This is a genomic window from Candidatus Angelobacter sp. (assembly GCA_035607015.1).
In the GTDB taxonomy this organism is placed as follows: domain Bacteria; phylum Verrucomicrobiota; class Verrucomicrobiia; order Limisphaerales; family AV2; genus AV2.
The window spans coordinates 1-17,650 of the sequence record DATNDF010000450.1 but is presented as its reverse complement, the minus strand read 5'-3'; the positions used below and the strand labels follow the sequence as shown (position 1 = coordinate 17,650).

Sequence of the window (17,650 nt, the reverse complement as noted above, 5' to 3'; positions counted from 1 at the left end):
TGCCTTACCGCCCAGGCGGCATCCCAACGCACGCGGCCGCGGCGCGCGTCCCGGCCGCAGGCGTGTTTATCGCTCCGGCGTTGTGACAGGCGAACACGCCGTCATCAATGTCACCATCCGGCTTGACCGGTCGGGCGGTTGCTGCCAGACATTAAGCATGAACAAATTCCCGCTCATTCTCGCGGCGCTCATGTGCGGCTCCGTCGCCGGCTCCGCGAAAGACTATTTGCTCCACACTTTCACGAAAACCCGGCTCAGCGACAAGTTCTGGTGCGAAGGCGCGACGTTTGGCGACTTCAATCACGACGGCAAAACGGACATCGTCTCCGGACCGTACTGGTACGAAGGGCCGGATTTTAAAAAGCGCCACGAGTATTATCCCGCGACGCAGACGTTTAAAAAGAAGGACGCCGACGGCAAAGAGTCGGTCATCGAGGGCTTCGAAGGCGCGCTCGGTTCCAACAACGCCTACTCGGACAATTTTTTCGCCTTCGCGTACGACTTCAACAAGGACGGCTGGGACGATATCCTGATCATCGGTTTTCCGGGCGAAGCGAGCGCCTGGTACGAAAACCCGAAAGGCCGCGAGGGCCACTGGCAGAAGCACGTTGTGCTCGATGTGACGGACAATGAATCACCAACGTTCACCGACATCACCGGCGACGGCAGGCCTGAGATCGTTTGCAGTTCCAAGGGCTCCTACGGCTACGCGGAACCGGACTGGGGCGATCCGGGCCGCCCCTGGAAGTTTCATCCGATTTCGCCGAACAATAATTATCATAAATTCACCCATGGCATGGGCGTCGGTGACGTGAACGGCGACGGCCGGATGGACCTGATCGAGAAGGATGGCTGGTGGGAGCAGCCGAAGTCGCTCGTGGGCGACCCGGTGTGGAAGTTGCATCCGTTCAAATTCGGCACCGGCGGATCGCAGGCGTATGCCTACGACGTGAACGGTGACGGCTTGAACGATGTGATCACCAGCGTGGCCGCGCATGGCTACGGACTCGTCTGGTACGAACAGGTGAAGCAGAACGGCGAAATCACGTTCAAGGAGCACGTCGTTCTCGAAAAGGAAAAGAAGCCGAATTCCTACGGCGTGACCTTCTCCCAACTCCACGCGGTCGATCTGATTGACATGGATGGCGACGGGCTCAAGGACATCGTGACCGGCAAACGGTTCTGGGCACACGGCGCGCACGGCGACGCCGATCCGACCGACGCGGCGGTGATTTATTGGTTCCAGCTCGTCCGCAACCGGGACAAGACGGTGGATTTCGTTCCCCACCTGATTGACGATGACTCGGGCGTGGGCACGCAGGTCGTGGCGGGTCGTTGCAGCAACAAAAAATATCCGGACATCGTCGTCGGCAACAAAAAGGGGACATTCTACATCCGGCATGAAGCGAAAAAGGTCAGCAAAGCCGAATGGGAGAAGGCACAGCCGAAGGCAGTCGGTCAATAATTTGGCAGTAATGCGAAATGAAACGAAAGTCGGGAGGAAAGTTATCTGCACCGGATTTTCGATTTCTGATTATCTACGCCAAAATGAATCCGGGTTTCTCTGTCGATTAACACAGAGAAACCCGGCGCAAGTTTTATGAAGTATCAGGATTCAACGGAAAGGGTGAGAGGATCAAACCCGTGGTCACTTCAGTTCAGCGGTTCGATTGGCACGCGGACGCCGTGGGCAGTTCCCGCAGGATGAAACGGAAGGGTAATTCCGTTCGGCAGGATGGTATCCGTCTGAACCGCGGCAGTGAATTCATCGCCGCCTTTGTTGACCGTGAGGCTACTGCGAATTTTGGTGGTGCCGGTGAAGGTATTGGCTGCATCGAACCCGAGGCACAACTCCGTGGCCGCGAACTGATGGCGGCCGATTTGGACCCAATTTCCCTGTCCGGGTGGACCTCCAGTTCCAGTGCCGATGTTTGATTCCGCGAGAACGCCGCCGGGGCCACAGGTAGTCAGCCGGGTAACGATAGGCACCCACAGCTGGGGTGTACCCGAACATCACGCTCGACATGATATTGCTGGTCATACGATCTTGCTTGGTGTCGCCGAGGGGACCCGCGAGCTGGGTTGATTCGCAATTCCCATCGAAATGTGGCCAGGCGATCGTTGCTGTCCGCTTCCTACCGTCAGCTCAAGGTTGACCTGCGGCCAGGACTACCCGGAGACCAGTGTTGTCAACCTTGATCGTTGGGACGTCGTGGAAACGCTGAGCCGACCGCATGGCGTAGGCGGGGCCGAACACACTGGCGCCTCGAAGCACGCGGTCCACGCCCGTTGCCGGTCCTTGAGGATCCAGTGCGGTCCCGCCGGGATACGGAGCCGACCAGTCCTGGCACCACTCCCACACATTCCCGGCAGTGTCATACAAACCCCAAGGGTTGGGTAATTTCTGGCCCACAACGTGAGTTGTTCCTCCGTTGTTGTCCCTATACCAGGCGTAATCGGTCACATTTGTGTAGCCCACGTCGTCCCCATAACTGAACCGTGTCGAGGTCCATGCCCGGCACGCGTATTCCCACTCTGCCTCCGTCGGCAGCCGATATACACTGTTGGTCGGAATACGCCCCGCGGCGCGCTCCCGCTGCGTGAGCTTGCCGCAATAGTTCGTGGCGTTGAACCAACTTACGGTTTCGACCGGACGGTTCGTGTCCCCTGTGAACCCACTTGGATTGGTGCCCATCACCGCCAGATACTCCCCCTGGGTTACCTCATATTTTCCGACCAAAAACCCACGACTGATCGTCACTGCCATTTGCGGACCCTCTTCGTCAAATGAATCAATATCTCGGCCCACTTCATTCGTCGGGCTGCCCATCATGAAGGTGCCCGGCGGGATGAACGCCAGGTTCGTGGGCGCGACAAACACGACCGCCCGGTAAAACCGTTGACCCGTCGCCGGAGCAGACTTGTCGGTCCAGAGATACGGGCTGGCGGGCGGTTGCAGGAACTCCAGGCAGCGCCAGGAGTTCGTCTGGGCCAGGTCCGTGACGTACTCAACCGAGTAAACGGTGCCCACCGCGCCGGTGATGCTCAGCCCCGCATACAGTTCAACGCCCAGTGCGGGCGGCGTCTGGGCCGAAGCCCCGTGACTTGCCAAGGCGGCCCAGCACAAGATGGGAAGGAATCGAAAGTGTTTTGAGAATCGTGTCTTCATAAAGTCATTAACTGGATATTCATGTCATCTTTCCAAGTCCCTCAATGGAACCGCCTCGAATTCCGGTGTAATCTTAGTGTCCAAATGAATTGTCCAGATCGCAGTCCTCCTCTGCCAGGACGATGATCCCAGTGAGCTCGGCAACATAGGGATTTGGGGAAATATCCTGGTTCAATGGGAAGGCAAATGTCAGGCTGGTAGTAATGCTGCCGGTCGCTCCTTCGAAATGGCCCGTGCCGCCCGTGATGGTGTAAACGGACACCTTGTGAATGAAATCGCCAATGGCCACGCCATGCCCTGCCTCGGTCAGGAAAAGCTCATTCCCGTCGTGCGTGCTGAGCGTGAACGCTCCGGTCGACATCCCCACGCGGACATCCACCGCAAAATTTCCAGTGAGGGTGTAGTGCCCGAGACGGCTTGCCTTCCCCGTGGCGGCAAGGCTTTCGTAGTGAAATGGGAACTGAAAAGCTCCCGGGAAAACCGCTCCCGTCTCCTGGCCTTTGATCCGGAGTTGATCCTCGGCCAGGACGGGACGTGGCAACACCAGCAGCGCTAGAACTGTGAGACCGAGCCCGGCAGCCGTCCAATTTCGTTTTGTGTTCATAATGTTCCGATCCTTATATGTTTTTGTTTTTTATCAGGCCGTTCGCGCCTGATTTGGTTAATTCTTCACCGATTCCTACAACGCGGCGGTGGAGAGGTTACAGAATATGTGAAACGGTTCTGGAACCGAGGGCGGAGCCATGGGCGGGAGACTGCGGTAAGGAAAATGACCCCAATTTGAGATCAAGCAATCAAAGGTGGGGCAGGAACATAAGGCGCCGTGGCAGGACTGTGGAGTTGCCAGCTGCACCACAGGCGACGCACCCGCGCGCGCGATGTCGCTTCATCCTGGGTCGGGGCACGGAACAGGATGATATTGCCAATATGCGTGAGAGCGGCGAGCGTGTTCACGTCCGGGGAAGAACTCATCGGCGGGGATCTCGTCAGCAAGGCTCGATGCTACTTTTGCCGAGGTTTGTACCACATCCAGTCCCTTCTCTCACCCATTGTCTGGCCGGTACTGTTTTTGAATGCGCTTGTGAAATTGCAAGCCTGCGCGTGGCCATCCACGAACAAGGTCGGAGCGATGAAGGGGGTCGGGTCGTTTTTCAGAGCCCCTGCGCTGATCAGATTTCCGTTTCCGCCATGCCAATGAAAGAAGAGATTGTTCCAGGGGTAACCGGCCCCCTCATGCATCATGATAAAGCGAGCCGGCGACGGCACCCAGCTCTCCTTCTGGCCACAAAGATTGTTAATGGGATCCTCGGCAGCCATGAAGTCGAGGTCGGAATGGATAAGGCCGTTGAACTCATAGCTGCAGCCTATCGTCCCATAACAGGTCGGCCGGGTCGAAAGAAAACCGAGGCTGGTAAGGTCCAGTCCCTTATCCTCGGGACAATGAAAAGCAGCGGGCGCAGGAACGTACTTGGCCAGGTGCCGATTGGCTGCTGCCCGGACCCCGGCGGCCCATGCGGGTGAAGGATCCTGGCCGCCAAGCGCGGCAGAGTAGTTCAACTTCGGCCCCGGATCCTTGAACTGGTCGGTGTCGAAAGGCGGGAAGGTTTCCTTGTTTTCATCGACATACAAATGCAGGCCGATGCCGATCTGATGCAGATTATTCCGGCACGTGGCCATCCGTGCCGCTTGCTTGGCCCTGGCCAGCGTGGGCAGCAGCATTGCGGCTAGAATCGCGATGATGGCGATGACAACCAAAAGTTCGATCAGGGTGAAGGCCCAATCACGTGCTGAGCTAATCTTCATAACCCCACGAGTTTGGTGGTTTGTAGAAAGGAATACCAAAGTATTGTGGCTTTTGTCCTCACTCCGACGTATCCGCTTGGTTGATAGTCTTCCTGTAATGATCATGCGATTTTTTCTCTCTTCGGTTTTGGTTTGTTGTCAGGCTGTTCGCACCCGGGTTGTTTTTCGTTCACCAGTTCCTACAACGGAGTCGTGGAGTGGTTACAAGGTGTGTGAAACCATCCCGGGGACTGCGGCCTGAGGAACTGCGGGAAGCGAAACGAGCTGAACGCGGGCAAAGCTGACGTGGCATCGCTCGATCAAAAGGAATCACGAGCGCGAAGCCTCATCGCTGGACTATTGAGCTGCCTTTGGCAGCGCCTGCACGGCACCGGGGCGTAGCGCCACTTCATCGAGTGTCGCGGCACGAAGCAATATCAAGCGGCCATCTTGAGTAACCCCGGCGACGTTGTTCCCGTCCGGGGAGAAAGTGAGCGGCCGGATCTCCTCAGCGAGGCGCGAATAGCTGCCGTCGAACAGCCTGAGAATCGCCGCCTCGCGACGGAGCGACACGTTCCAAAGTCTGACGGTGCGGTCGCCGCTGCCACTGACCAGGGTCTTGCCATCGGGAGAAAACGCCAAAGTCCAAACCGGCCGCCTATGCCCTTTCAGAGTCGCCAGCCATCGGCTTGTTTTCAGGTTCCAAAGCTTGATGGTGCCGTCGATGCTGCCGGAGGCCGCCAACGTACCATCCGGGGAAATAGCGACGCTCACAACCCGCCCAGAATGCGCTGCTATTGACTCCACGCATTGCCTTCGAGTCACATCCCAGATATCGATTTCGCCCTCCAGACCTCCTGCGTCGATCAACGTGTTGCCGTCAGGAGAAAAGGCGAGCACTTCTGGCTTCCGGGTGAGGTTCGTTAATAAATTAATCTCGCCAGAAACCGTGTCCCAAAGCTGGATGGTTGGCGTACCGTCTGTGATCGCTGCGCTGCGTCCGTCCGGCGAAGTGATCACATAATTCCACTCACGTGAGGGCGGCGTTGGAAGGTCCCGCGTCACTATTCCGGTCGCGACATCGAAGCCCTTCACGGTGCCGTCCACGAGCCTCGCCAGAATGGTTTTTCCGTGGTCACTGAATGTCAGAAGGTGGGAAATGCCAGGAAGCACAGTCCGCGTTTCCAAGGTGGCGGCATCCCAGAGCTTGACCGTTTGATCCTGGCAATGACCCGCCAGAAGGTTGCTGTCCGGCGACCAGATCAATGGCTCCCACTGCGCCAAGCCGGAAAGGGCCGGCTTCACGGGCTTTGGCCCGGTGTTCCACAGCCTCACTGTTTTGTCATCTCCGCCACTGGCCAACCTCCGGCCATCGGCGGAGAATGTCACGGGCCAGACTCCACTTTCATGTCCCCTGAGGGTGTCGAGTTCGCGCCCCGTGGCTAACTCCCAAAGCTTGATGGTTTGATCCAGGCTTGCGATGGCCACCACCCGCCCATCCGGAGAAAACGCTGCGGAAACGACCGACTCGGGCTCTTGAATAGGATGAGGAAGTTCATGGCCTGTGGCCATGTCCCAAAGCCTTACCAGGCCATCAAAACCTCCCGTGGCGAGAACTTTCCCATCTGGGGACAATTGCAGGAAGGTGATCGGGACTTCGCGTTTATCCAGCGAACTGTTCAGGATCGCGTGCGTCTTGAGATCCCAAAGCGTGATGCCGTTTTCGGATCCATTGCTGATGGCCAGCTTCTCGCCGTCGGGCGAGATGACAACTCCAGCCCCGAATTCCGGTCCCCGAAGATCGAGCCCGCCCTTTCCAGGCAGAAGGAACGTTTCGTGTCCGGAGGTAATATCCAAGAGTTTGACGATGAACCCTTCTGCGGTTGTGGCAACGGTTTTTCCATCGGCCAGCAACGCGACCAGTTCCCCGGCCTTTTCGAGGGAGTAAAGTGTCCGCCCGGTTCTGGAATCGCAGAGTCTGACCGAGCCGTCTCCCAGGCCGAACGCGAAGTTTTGACCATCGGAAGTAAACCCGCCAAGTGAGGTGACGTTCGTGATCGTGAACAGCTCGGTCCGGGTGCTCAGGTCCCACACTTTCAATTGATTGTCCCGGCTTCGCGTGGCCAACGTGTCGCCATCCGGCGAGAACCTGAGTGCGCTGAGAGAGTTCGAATGGCCCCGCAACGCATAAAGATCGTCGCCCCGGCAACGCTGCCAGAGCAGGCGCCACTCAAAACCTCGCAGGTCAGTTTGGCCAGCCCGTGGCTGATGGGCCTGGAGCAGTTCCCTGGCGCGGCCCAGATCGCCATCCTCCAAAGCGGTTTCGGCGCCGTGCATGTCGGCGAAGTAAAGATTCTCCTCCGCGCGTTGACGTTCGCGATTGAAGAGAAAAGCGGCGATCGGCGAACCGATGGCGACGGCCAACAACAGGAGAATGGTCGCCGCGCTAAGGCTGGCGATGGCAGGTTTGCGCCGGCACCAGCGCCAGGTCCGTTCGGCAGGCGTGATGGGACGCGCCTGGATTGGTTCGTGGCGAAGGAAGCGACCGAGTTCATCCGAGAGTTCCTGAGCGCTTGAGTAGCGGCGCGAAGGTTCTTTTTGCAGACATTTGACGCAGATCGTTTCGAGATCTGAGGGCACGCTCGAATTGAGCAGTCGGGGGGACACCGGTTCGGTGTTGAGCAACTGGTAAATGACGTTTTCGAACGATTCGGCCTGGAAGGGCGGGCGGGCGGTCAGCAAATGGTAGAGAATCGCACCCAGTCCATACACGTCCGCGGGCCGGCCCACCTTACCGTGCTGCGAACTGGCCTGCTCCGGTGGCATGAAGTTGGGCGAACCGAGCATCTGGCCGGTTCCAGTGATGCTGGAATCGCCCTCGAGCCGCTTGGCGAGCCCAAAATCTGTGATGCGCGGCTGATCGCTGGAGTCCACGAGGATGTTCGAAGGTTTGAGATCACGGTGCAGGATGCCTTGCTGGTGCGCATACTGAATGGCTTCGGCAATGAGCTTCACGTAACGCGCCGCCTTCGCGGGTGGCAGCGGACGGTTACCCACGAGCTGTGAGAGGTTCTGGCCCTCGACGTAATCCATCGAGAAATAATGCTGGCCGTCGTGGATGCCCACGTCGTGAATGGCGACGATGTTGGGGTGCTGCAGAAGGGCTGCCGCCGTGACCTCGCCCCGGAACCTTTGAATGATCTGCTTGCTCGCGAACTGCCCGGCCAAAATCATCTTCAGTGCGACAACGCGCTTGAGACTGGGTTGCCGCGCGCGATAGACCACGCCCATCCCGCCGCGGGCAATCTCTTCGAGAAGTTCATAATCACCGAAGGAACGAACCGTCCCTGCTTCGCCTTTAACCAAAGGTGCCTGGATTTGGCCGGGACTGGCGGCGTTCGGTTCGGCCAGCGATTCTTCCAGACCGCTTTCGAGCAGGCATCGAGTGCAAAGGCCCCCGGCCTGGTGCGGGCGCAGTTCGGCCCCACAGCGGACGCATGAATTCAAGTTTGACACTATTCAATCGGAACCAGGTTCAATCATTCCTACAACGTTCCGGACACAAAGTTACGAGTCCTGCGGATGCCGGCGCACATTCTGGTCTTCAACCCGCGACGCTGATCAAATGACGCAGTTCGCCATCGATGTCCTCTGGTCGGGCGACCGTGTGAGCGACTTCGGCTCGCAGGAGTTCACGGAAACGTCGGCGGAGTCGATGCACCGCCATTTTGACAGTCCCTTCGGTCAGGTTCAAAGGACCGGCGATCTCAGCGTAGGAAGCAGCGCTTTTGTCACCCCAAATGAAACCCTTCAATTCCTCGAAAAGCCGGCCTTTGCCCTCGGCGTCGAATTCCTGACGAAGAGCAGCCAGCACTTGCTCGATCAACGTGACGGCCCAGCGTTGCTCATAAGCGGCGTCCGGATTGTATTCGTCAGAAGGTTCTGCTGCATAACGATCCTCGGCGTCGTTCGCCTCAATGGACAAAAACTCCAGACCGCCGCCGCGTTTCAAACGGCCTGCCCGCTTCCACTCGTTGACCATAAAATTCTTGAGCGACCGCAGCAGAAATGTGCGGAATTTGCCGCGCTCGCGATCGGCCTTCGCGAGGTGGTTTTTCTCCAGCAATCTCGAGAAGAATTCCTGCGTCAAATCCTGAGCATCCTCCGGGTTGTTTCCCTGCCGCCGGACAAACACGTAGAGTGGATACCAATAGGCGCGGCAGAGCTTCTCCAATGCCTCAGCGGCCTGGGGTAACTCGCTCTGGCCAGCGGTCAGCACGACGCTCCAGTGCGTGGTCGTGAATTGCGCAGCCGCGGCTGGCTTGTTTTCGGGTTGATCGGGCGAAGAGGTCATTATACGGCGCCGTTTCGAACACGGCACCTTCGGATTCAAGTCTGCATTACCAGAACTTTGACGATTCGCCAGACAAAAGCAGTGGAAAAGCCGTTGAATGGCATGGGCAATATTGATTCCTGCCCGCCTAGGCGGGCAGCGCGAAGCGCGGACTTTGAACGTGCCGGATGAATGCTTCGGCGCGGGCGTGGCCGCTCTCCACACCCCGCCAACGCGCGACGGCGTCCTGCAGTGCGTAAAACCTGTCTGGAGCCTGTGAGGCGTGCGCGTAGCAGGCGAGGCGCTTCTTCGACTCGGTCGCGGAAATGTCCACGTAGTCGCTCGGCGCGAACTGCTGGGTGTCCTCCCCGTTCGAGACCTCGTAATAGAACAGGGAAAACTTCTTTTGCATGTGGAGCCACGCGTCATACACCAGCATGGACATGGCCCGGTGATCCGCGTGATTGTCGATCGGCCAATGGGTAAAAACCGCGTTGGGATTCTCTTTTTCCAGGATTTCCAGGAACTGGTTGTAGTGTGAACGATCGACGACTGCGTTGCCGTCGATCTGCCCAACGTACGCGGGGCGCGCCTTCAGAATCTCACACGCCTTCTTCGCCTCCTCCATGCGATAACCCGTCATGCGGGCCGCCGATTCAACCGGCTCGCCCTGGTTCAAATACAGGAGAACCGCCTCGTGACCCAGTTCGGTGAGGCGTGAAATCGTGCCGCCGCAGCCGTATTCCGGATCGCCCGGATGGCCACCGGTGACCACCACCTTTAGTCTGGAGGTTGATCTCTCTTGTGATTCTCCCGTCAAAGCACCCGCGGGAAGTCCGACAACCGCGGTTGCCGCAAGCATACCCCCCGCGCTCAAGATTTTCCTTCGCGAAAGTGGTTTCATTGTGTCTGTCGCTTTATCCTGTCCTGCCGTTTCCGGGCATATAACCCGTGAACAGACTAAAAGTCCACGCCTGAACCCGGTGCTGGCAACATCGTCTGGCCCCTTGCGAAGACCGGCCCGGGCGCGGGCGGCGAAGTTATCCGCCTTGACCCCATGAAGAGGAATTGCGACAAGTTTTTCATGACTAGGATTCGCTTTGCGCTCGTCACGGTTTGTTTTGCAGCGTTCATCGTCCCCATCGCATCATACGCGGCTCCACCAGGCATCAAACCCGTCGGCGTAGATGGCAAACTGCTCAACCTCGACTTCGAGACCGGCGACCTGCGCGACTGGAAGGCCTGGGGCAGGGCGTTTGAAGGCCAGCCGATCAAGGGGGACACGGTCTCCCCGCGCCGCGGCGACATGAAAAGCGCCCACCAGGGTAATTACTGGATCGGTGGTTTCGAAAAACTCGGCGACGATCCCAAAGGCACACTCACTTCGGCGCAATTCAAAGTCACCCATCCGTGGGCGGGCTTTCTTGTCGCGGGTGGCGCCTCGCCGGGAACGCGTGTTGAGCTCGTGCGCGCCGACAACCAGGAAATAATCTTCAAGACTTCCGGCGCTGAAAGCGAGACGCTGCGGCCTGTCGTCGTTGACTTGCAAAAGCAACTCGGTAGGGAAATCTTCATCCGCGTGGTTGACGACCTGAGCGGACCCTGGGGACACGTCAACTTCGATGATTTCGAGTTTTACGCCCAGCGTCCGAAGTTCGACAACGAATTCGACCCGTTGAAAATCGCCAGCGAAGCGCCGCCGGCCGATATTTTCAAGTTTGCCGGAGTGTCTCCGGAAAAGGCCGCGGAAATCATGACCCTGCCGCCCGGTTTCAAGGCGACGCTCTTTGCCGGCGAACCGGACGTGCAACAGCCAATCGCCTTCGCTATGGACCATCGCGGCCGGCTCTGGGTCGCCGAAGGGTTTACTTATCCGATCCGGCACGGCAAACCGCAGGACAACCACTCCGAAGGCGCGGATCACAGCAAACCGACCCCCGAACAGCTCAAGGACATTTTCGGCGGCGACGACCGCATCCTGGTGCTCGAGGACACGAACGGTGACGGGAAGTTTGACCGGCGCACCGTGTTCCTCGAACACTTGAATCTGGTGAGCGGACTCGAATTCGGTTTTGGCGGTGTCTGGATCGGCGCCGCACCGTATCTGATGTTCGTTCCGATTCAAGACGGCGACGCGCCGAAGCCCGCGGGCGATCCGCAAATCCTCCTCGATGGTTGGAACTACAACGCCGACACGCACGAGACGTTGAACACGTTTACGTGGGGACCGGACGGCTGGCTCTACGGTTGCCACGGCGTTTTCTGCCCTTCGTTTGTCAGCAAACCCGGCACTCCGCAGAAGGAACGCCAGCGCATGGACGCCGGCGTCTGGCGTTATCACCCCACCAAGCGCGTCTTCGAAGTCTTCGCCGAGGGTACCAGCAATCCGTGGGGCGTGGACTTCGACGAATACGGCCAGTGCTTCATCGAGGCATGCGTGATCCCGCACCTCTGGCACATGATTCAAGGTGGCCGTTTCGAGCGCCAGGGCGGCCAGCACTTCAACATCAACCGCGAGGAAACGCTGGCGCACGCGGGCTACCACTCCGACGCGAATCAATGGTTCGTCAACCCGTTCATTTACGACGACATCAAGACCATCGCCGACCACCTCCATTACGCGGGCACCAAGGGTCCGCACGCTGGAAACGGGCGTTCGGCGGCGGCGGGCGGCGGACACGCGCACGCGGGCATGATGGTTTATCTCGGCGATAGCTGGCCGGAACAATATCGCGGGAAGCTTTTTATGAACAATATCCACGGCGCGTGCATCAACATGGACGTGCCCGAGCGGCAGGGTTCCGGCTTCGTCGGCCATCACGCGCCGAATTTCATCGATTTCAACGATCAATGGTCGCAGGTGCTCAACCTGCAATACGACCAGAACGGCTCGGTTTATATGATTGATTGGTATGACAAGAACCAGTGCCACCACACCAATCCCGAAGGCCACGACCGGAGCAATGGCCGCATCTTCAAAATCGTGTATGGCGACACTAAATGGACGCCGGTGAATCTGGAGAAGTTGAGCGACACCGAACTGGTAAAGCTCGTGCCGTCCAACAACGAGTGGATGAGCCGGCACGCGAGAAGGGTGTTGCAGGAACGGTTCGACAGGGATGCATTTCCGCCTTTCCGCGACTCGAAGCTATCTGCTTCCAAAACGGAGGAGATTGCTCAGGCGAGATTTGCCCCCGTCCGCGATACGCTTGTTCAACTGGCTCGGAACGGTTCGAGCACCGAGGCGCGTTTGCGTGCGCTGTGGGCACTGCATGTTACCACGAGTGTCGGACAATTGGGTTTCGATCTGCTAGGTGACGCGAATGAATGGCTCCGCGGATGGACAATCCAAGTGTTGTCGGAGACGAACGAGGAATTACTCAGCCAAGGATTGAGGCAAGTGATGATAGATCCAGGATTTCGAAAGCACTTGTTGAAAGAGCTGGTTCGACTAGCGCACGCGAACAAATCCCCCGTCGTCCGCCTTTATCTCGCTTCTGCGTTGCAGCGTATCCCTGTTGAGCAGCGTTGGGACGTCCTCAACGAGCTGGTGCAGCACGCCGAAGACGCGACCGATCACAACCTGCCGTTGATGTATTGGTATGCTGCTGAGCCGGCGGTTGGCACGGATTCGGTTAAAGCCATTGCGCTGCTCAAAAAGTGCAAAATTCCCATCGTGCGGGAGTTCATCGCCCGGCGCCTGGCCACCACCAGCCTGAAGACGGTCGCGAGCAATTGAGTATCTGTCCTCGCAGTCTTACGTCGCCTGCGCTTTCCCATTGAGCGCCACCAGGGTTCGCCGGAAAGTTTCCTCCGGCGAGTCCGCGGCGGAAATAACGACCAACAAACCTTCGCGCCGGTAGAAATCCGTCAGTGGCGCCGTGCTCTTTTCGTAAACCTGAAGCCGGACCCGAATCGCGTCGGGTTGGTCGTCTTCGCGCTGATACAATTTGCCGCCGCAATGGTCGCACACGCCCACGACGCGTGGGGGCAGCGCAACAACATGAAAACTGGCTTTGCAGTCGGGGCAGGCGCGGCGCCCGCTCAACCGCGACACGACTTCTTCAAGTGGAAGCTCATAACTCAGGACGGCTTCGAGTGCCACGTTTTGAGCGCCGAGGATGCGCGCCAGTGATTCCGCCTGCGTGACGGTGCGCGGAAATCCGTCCAGAAGGAATCCACCCTGGCACCGCAGACAACGTGTCCGATCCCGCACCATGTTCAGAACAATTTCGTCCGGCACCAGGTCTCCACGGCGCATGTATTCCAGCGCTGCCATCATCGCCGGTCCGGGCTCGCGAGAACCTCCACATCTGGCCGCGCGGAAAACGTCTCCGGTAGAAAGATGACAGGCCCCAAGTCGTTCGCAGAGCAGTTCCGCCTGGGTTCCCTTGCCGACGCCGGGCGCGCCGAGGAGCACCAGGTGTTTGGGTCGGGATTGTCGTCGCGCCGGCACTGCGCAGCGGGCGTTGCCTCCCGCCAACCACGCCGTCCGATCTCGTGTTGCTATCATAGAATCTTTCGTTGTGACCCAAGAAGCACGGTCGTCACGCCGCCGTCATGAGCATGCTTTCTCGTTCCAACGTGCCCAGTAAACACGCGAGTGCGGCCGGAGGCGCTCCAGCGGTTGCCGATTCCTCGACATTTTTTGGCTTCTGCGCAGAAGAGCCGGGCGAGCGGCCCGACTTCCGCGGCGGGGACAAGCCTGCCAAAATCGGCTGCAAAATTTCGTGCATTTTGCGGTGGTTGATGTCCATTGAGCAGTGAATCGAATGAACGAAAGGCGCTGTTATGATAGCCACTCAGATTCGCCAGAAAGATGCGGTGTTTTACTTCGTTTCGTATCCGTCGGAGGACCTGTTGACGAAAGTGCGGTTCATCAGCCGGTTTTACGACGAAGGCGAAACCATAAAGCCGGAAGAAGTCGAGGCGGATGACGATGTCGGCCAGTTCATCGCCCGCATTGAGCGGAGCGACAGGGCCTTTCAACGCGGGTTGTCGCGCTCCAAGGTACGGGCCATCCGAAATTTTTATGAAACGGCCGTCACGCAGCCGCCCATTCCGGGAACCGTGCTGTTGTTCACGCCGCAGCGCCTGCGCTTTCAGGCATTGAACGAAGGCGACGCCGTCGGTCATCTTCAGGAGCCGGAGGAGAAATTCCTGATCATCGACGGCCAGCACCGACTGGCGGCGCTGCAGTTCTACGAACGCACCCATCCCGACGAGGCGAGAAACATTTATGTGCCGTGCGTGATTTTTGACGGGCGAAGCGACGATTTTGCCACCGAGATGTTTGTCATCATCAACTCGACGCCGACGCGCATCAACAAGAGCCATCTCGTGGATTTGTATGAACGCGTGTCCTGGGCGGAGCCGGACCGGCGATTCGCCGCGCGGATCGTGGAAATGCTCTACAGCGAGGGCGACAGCCCGTTGCGTTACCGCATCAACCGCCTCGGCGGGCGCAGCAAACAGGAGAAATGGATTTTGCAGGCCGAGCTGTTCAACGAGGTTCATCGCTGGGTGCGCCATAGGTGGGCGAAAATTGAGAAGGAAGGGACGGACAAACCGGCTGCGGAACGCTACTACCGCAAAGTGCGCGATTTTCTCAAGGCGTCCTCGCAGGTGTGGGGTGACGCGTGGGGGAACGACGGTTTCATGGTCACGAAGCCCGTCACGCTCAAGGCCATGATCCGCGTTTGCGCAGACCTGGCCACACAGGATGCCGAACCGGCTGAGGGTCGCGTGGAACGCTGGCGCGGGCGGTTGTCACCCTGGACGGAGCAAATCCGCGAATTCCGGAACGAAGGGTTTTACGAGCGGTTTCCGGCCAAGGGCCAGATCGAGCGCGTGGCGAGGATTCATCGCGAGCTTGGCCGCGCGGCCGGAATCGAGGCGCGCTCCGGCAAAAAGTCGGGCGAAGGATAACGCGCCGAAGGCAGCTCGTTATCTCCGTCCGTCGTGGAACATGTGAAGGCGGGTCTTGTCGCTGGCGGAACGCCGCGAACAACTCCAGCGGGCACACCTTGAAATGATTCTACACCATGCCAGGTTGCGCGTTGTTTCGGACACAGGAGGATCCGGTACGTATCGCGCTGATCGGTGAACGGTGCAGACAGGCATCGGAATTCTGGCCGCGCTTGAACCGCTCGCCACTGGATTGCCGCACCCGATTGAGGTTCGGCAGGGGTGACACCGGATCGCGATCGGGATGCGAATACGCGATTCTCAATCTTCGATGCAATGTGGTCCGTCCCGAACAGTCCGCGTCGGCGCGGCGCATCCCGCCCGGTCAGCTCGCGCTTGCGGATGTCGGGCCAGATTTCCCAGGAACAAAGTCTTGCCACGCCGGCGGCGTTTCGGTGAAAACTTCGTGTGTCACCGTTAAAACTATGAGTCACCATCGAATTCTTTCACTTCTGATCTGCCTGTTGTTGCTCTTCGATGGGACTGTTGCCCGCCCGCAAAACACGCCCGATCCGCTGCCCTCGCTGGTCAAAGTTCTGGGCGAAACGGGCGACACCCGCGCCCAGCTCGACATCCTGCGTGGGCTGAGTGCTGCGTTCAAGGGCCAGCGCCACGTGCCGATGCCGAAAGGCTGGGAGCGACTGGAAACAAAGCTCGATCGAAGCGCCAACGCGGACGTGCGTGCGCTGGCGCAATCTCTCTCGCTCACATTCGGCAGCGTGAAAGCTCTCGCCGCTCTGCGTAAGACCCTGGCGGATCCGTCGGCTGACCTGGCCGCGCGCCAGACGGCGCTTGATTCGTTGCTTGGCGCGAAGGACGCAGGGCTGCCGGAACTGCTGTTCGGCCTGCTGAAAAACGGTGATCTGCGCGGCGCTGCCATCCGCGGACTTGCCGCTTACAATGATCCAAACACCCCCGGGGCGATCCTCGAACAGTTCAATTCTTTCGACAACGGGGAGCAGCGCGATGCGCTCAACACACTTTCGTCGCGCGCCGCTTTCGCGAAGCCGATGCTCGAAGCGCTGGGCGACGGCAAGATCCCGCGCAACGCGCTCACCGCGGAAATCATCCGGCAACTGCATAATCTCAAGAACGCCGGTATAGACCGCCAGTTGGAGAACGTCTATGGCACCGTGCGGGAGAGCAGCGCAGACAAGAAGAAGGAGATCGAGCGCTACAAACGGATTTATTGGGCTGGCGGCTCGCAGCAGGGGGACGCCTCGCGCGGACGCGCGATGTTCGCGCGCACCTGCCAGCAATGCCACACACTCTTCGACACGGGCGGCAAGGTCGGACCCGACCTGACGGGATCGAACCGCGGCGACCTCGATTACATTCTGCAAAACATCATCGACCCGAACGCGGTGATCCCGAACGAATACCGCGCCTCGACGATTGAAATGAAGGACGGACGCAGCATCACCGGCATCGTGAAACAACAGGACGGAAAATCCATGACGATCGCAACACAAAATGAAACACTCGTGCTTCCGCGCGATGAAATTCAATCTGTACAACAGAGTGAACTGTCGATGATGCCGGAGGGTCTGCTGGCCCCGCTGCAAGATCAGGAAGTGCGCGACCTGCTTTATTATCTGAGCCGGCCAGGACAGGTGCCGTTGCCGCAGGAAAGCGTGGCGAAGTAATGCGCCCGCGTTCAGCGCCATCCTCGATCCACAAAGCGGCAGACATGGGATGGATGCTATTGACGCTTACACAGCAGAATTAGACGCTTGGGCCAAAGCGATCGAGCGTGCCATAAAAGCACTTGATGAATGCGAGAAGCATTCCAAATGACGTTTTGCCTTCGAGGGGTTGTATGAAAAAGACCATCAAATCTATTCTTAGTTGGCTCTGGTGTATCATTGTTGTTTCAGCAATTAACTTATGCTTGGCTTCGGAGGCTGATTGGCTTTCGAAAGTTACTGTTGAGATCAAAGGAAAACCCGTTGCGCTGGCTGAATTAGATCGAAAGGCAAGGAAGTATGCGCAACACAAAATGACGACTATCCCCAGTGAGGCTGAACCAACGTTTGAAGTCCGGTAAAAAGGGAAAATTTTCATCCTGATGCATTATCAAACAGAAGTGGGCAAGCGATTCTGGCGGATTGGTTACAGTAGAAAGGGTGAAGTAAATTTTTATTATACAAGCGTATTGAAGGGTGACTGAATAAACCGAGGTGTCCCAAAGGTTAAGCTCCGAGAATTGATTCCGAGAACGCGCCGATGGAGCAGTAGTTTGGCAAGTGGCACGTCCCGCGTACGCGGTGGCAAGGAATCCACCCGCCCTCAGGCAGGGTGGACGCGGGAGGAAGGCGGGTAGCAGATGAAGATCCCTGGCCTTACTTACCGATTGCAACGTGCGCACAACGTCACCGGTCCGTCGTGGGACATCATCG

13 protein-coding genes are annotated in these 17,650 nt (G+C 58.4%); 6 read left to right on the top strand and 7 right to left on the bottom strand.

The features are described from left to right. Together VN887_18160 and VN887_18155 are read left to right on the top strand one after the other, a co-directional pair. The coding region (locus tag VN887_18160) for a VCBS repeat-containing protein (protein HXT41939.1) at positions 1 to 1,465 on the top strand (1,465 nt) is incomplete at its 5' end. A 239-nt stretch (positions 1,466 to 1,704) separates the two neighbouring features. Then, positions 1,705 to 1,935, top strand: coding sequence for a hypothetical protein (locus VN887_18155; protein ID HXT41938.1), 231 nt, complete (start codon positions 1,705 to 1,707; stop codon positions 1,933 to 1,935). A gap of 211 nt (positions 1,936 to 2,146) precedes the next feature. Here VN887_18155 and VN887_18150 read toward each other — a convergent pair whose 3' ends face one another. From VN887_18150 to VN887_18125, 6 genes are all read right to left on the bottom strand, one after another. Next, complete coding sequence (locus VN887_18150; protein HXT41937.1) at positions 2,147 to 3,169, bottom strand: formylglycine-generating enzyme family protein; 1,023 nt, start codon at positions 3,167 to 3,169, stop codon at positions 2,147 to 2,149. 73 nt (positions 3,170 to 3,242) lie between these two features. Next, a complete protein-coding gene (locus tag VN887_18145) occupies positions 3,243 to 3,773 on the bottom strand; it encodes a hypothetical protein (GenBank protein ID HXT41936.1) in 531 nt (176 codons plus the stop codon). A 398-nt stretch (positions 3,774 to 4,171) separates the two neighbouring features. Continuing rightward, on the bottom strand, positions 4,172 to 5,077 hold the full coding sequence (locus tag VN887_18140) for a DUF1559 domain-containing protein (protein HXT41935.1): 906 nt from the start codon (positions 5,075 to 5,077) through the stop codon (positions 4,172 to 4,174). Positions 5,078 to 5,308: 231 nt separating this feature from the next. Continuing rightward, entirely contained in the window at positions 5,309 to 8,458 is a 3,150-nt protein-coding gene (locus tag VN887_18135) for a protein kinase (protein HXT41934.1), read from the bottom strand. 97 nt (positions 8,459 to 8,555) lie between these two features. Beyond that, the gene (locus VN887_18130) at positions 8,556 to 9,305 is read right to left on the bottom strand and encodes a sigma-70 family RNA polymerase sigma factor (GenBank protein HXT41933.1); all 750 of its coding nucleotides are present in this window, start codon (positions 9,303 to 9,305) and stop codon (positions 8,556 to 8,558) included. A 127-nt stretch (positions 9,306 to 9,432) separates the two neighbouring features. After that, a complete protein-coding gene (locus VN887_18125) occupies positions 9,433 to 10,188 on the bottom strand; it encodes a PIG-L family deacetylase (GenBank protein ID HXT41932.1) in 756 nt (251 codons plus the stop codon). A 180-nt stretch (positions 10,189 to 10,368) separates the two neighbouring features. Here VN887_18125 and VN887_18120 point away from each other — a divergent pair, with 180 nt between their 5' ends. After that, positions 10,369 to 13,023 (top strand): PVC-type heme-binding CxxCH protein, encoded by a 2,655-nt coding sequence (locus VN887_18120; protein HXT41931.1) that lies wholly within the window; start codon positions 10,369 to 10,371, stop codon positions 13,021 to 13,023. Positions 13,024 to 13,041: 18 nt separating this feature from the next. Here the strand turns inward: VN887_18120 and VN887_18115 are convergent, their stop codons facing one another. Further along, positions 13,042 to 13,797: a nucleoside monophosphate kinase gene (locus VN887_18115; protein ID HXT41930.1), complete on the bottom strand. Its 756-nt coding sequence runs from the start codon at positions 13,795 to 13,797 to the stop codon at positions 13,042 to 13,044. Between the two features lie 278 nt (positions 13,798 to 14,075). Between VN887_18115 and VN887_18110 the strand changes: the two genes are divergently transcribed. The 3 genes from VN887_18110 to VN887_18100 all read left to right on the top strand — a co-directional run bounded on the left by VN887_18110 (position 14,076) and on the right by VN887_18100 (position 17,298). Then, positions 14,076 to 15,212, top strand: coding sequence for a DGQHR domain-containing protein (locus VN887_18110; protein ID HXT41929.1), 1,137 nt, complete (start codon positions 14,076 to 14,078; stop codon positions 15,210 to 15,212). A 464-nt stretch (positions 15,213 to 15,676) separates the two neighbouring features. Continuing rightward, positions 15,677 to 16,897, top strand: coding sequence for a c-type cytochrome (locus VN887_18105; protein ID HXT41928.1), 1,221 nt, complete (start codon positions 15,677 to 15,679; stop codon positions 16,895 to 16,897). 173 nt (positions 16,898 to 17,070) lie between these two features. After that, positions 17,071 to 17,298, top strand: coding sequence for a hypothetical protein (locus VN887_18100; protein ID HXT41927.1), 228 nt, complete (start codon positions 17,071 to 17,073; stop codon positions 17,296 to 17,298). The last annotated feature ends 352 nt before the right edge of the window (positions 17,299 to 17,650 follow it).

Excerpts from the sequence above, each read along its gene's own strand:
- VN887_18155 (HXT41938.1), top strand. The coding sequence starts at position 1,705 with ATGAAACGGAAGGGTAATTCCGTTCGGCAGGATGGTATCCGTCTGAAC.
- VN887_18150 (HXT41937.1), bottom strand. The coding sequence starts at position 3,169 with ATGAAGACACGATTCTCAAAACACTTTCGATTCCTTCCCATCTTGTGC.
- VN887_18145 (HXT41936.1), bottom strand. The coding sequence starts at position 3,773 with ATGAACACAAAACGAAATTGGACGGCTGCCGGGCTCGGTCTCACAGTT.
- VN887_18140 (HXT41935.1), bottom strand. The coding sequence starts at position 5,077 with ATGATCATTACAGGAAGACTATCAACCAAGCGGATACGTCGGAGTGAG.
- VN887_18130 (HXT41933.1), bottom strand. The coding sequence starts at position 9,305 with ATGACCTCTTCGCCCGATCAACCCGAAAACAAGCCAGCCGCGGCTGCG.
- VN887_18125 (HXT41932.1), bottom strand. The coding sequence starts at position 10,188 with ATGAAACCACTTTCGCGAAGGAAAATCTTGAGCGCGGGGGGTATGCTT.
- VN887_18120 (HXT41931.1), top strand. The coding sequence starts at position 10,369 with ATGACTAGGATTCGCTTTGCGCTCGTCACGGTTTGTTTTGCAGCGTTC.
- VN887_18115 (HXT41930.1), bottom strand. The coding sequence starts at position 13,797 with ATGATAGCAACACGAGATCGGACGGCGTGGTTGGCGGGAGGCAACGCC.
- VN887_18110 (HXT41929.1), top strand. The coding sequence starts at position 14,076 with ATGATAGCCACTCAGATTCGCCAGAAAGATGCGGTGTTTTACTTCGTT.
- VN887_18105 (HXT41928.1), top strand. The coding sequence starts at position 15,677 with ATGAGTCACCATCGAATTCTTTCACTTCTGATCTGCCTGTTGTTGCTC.
- VN887_18100 (HXT41927.1), top strand. The coding sequence starts at position 17,071 with ATGAAAAAGACCATCAAATCTATTCTTAGTTGGCTCTGGTGTATCATT.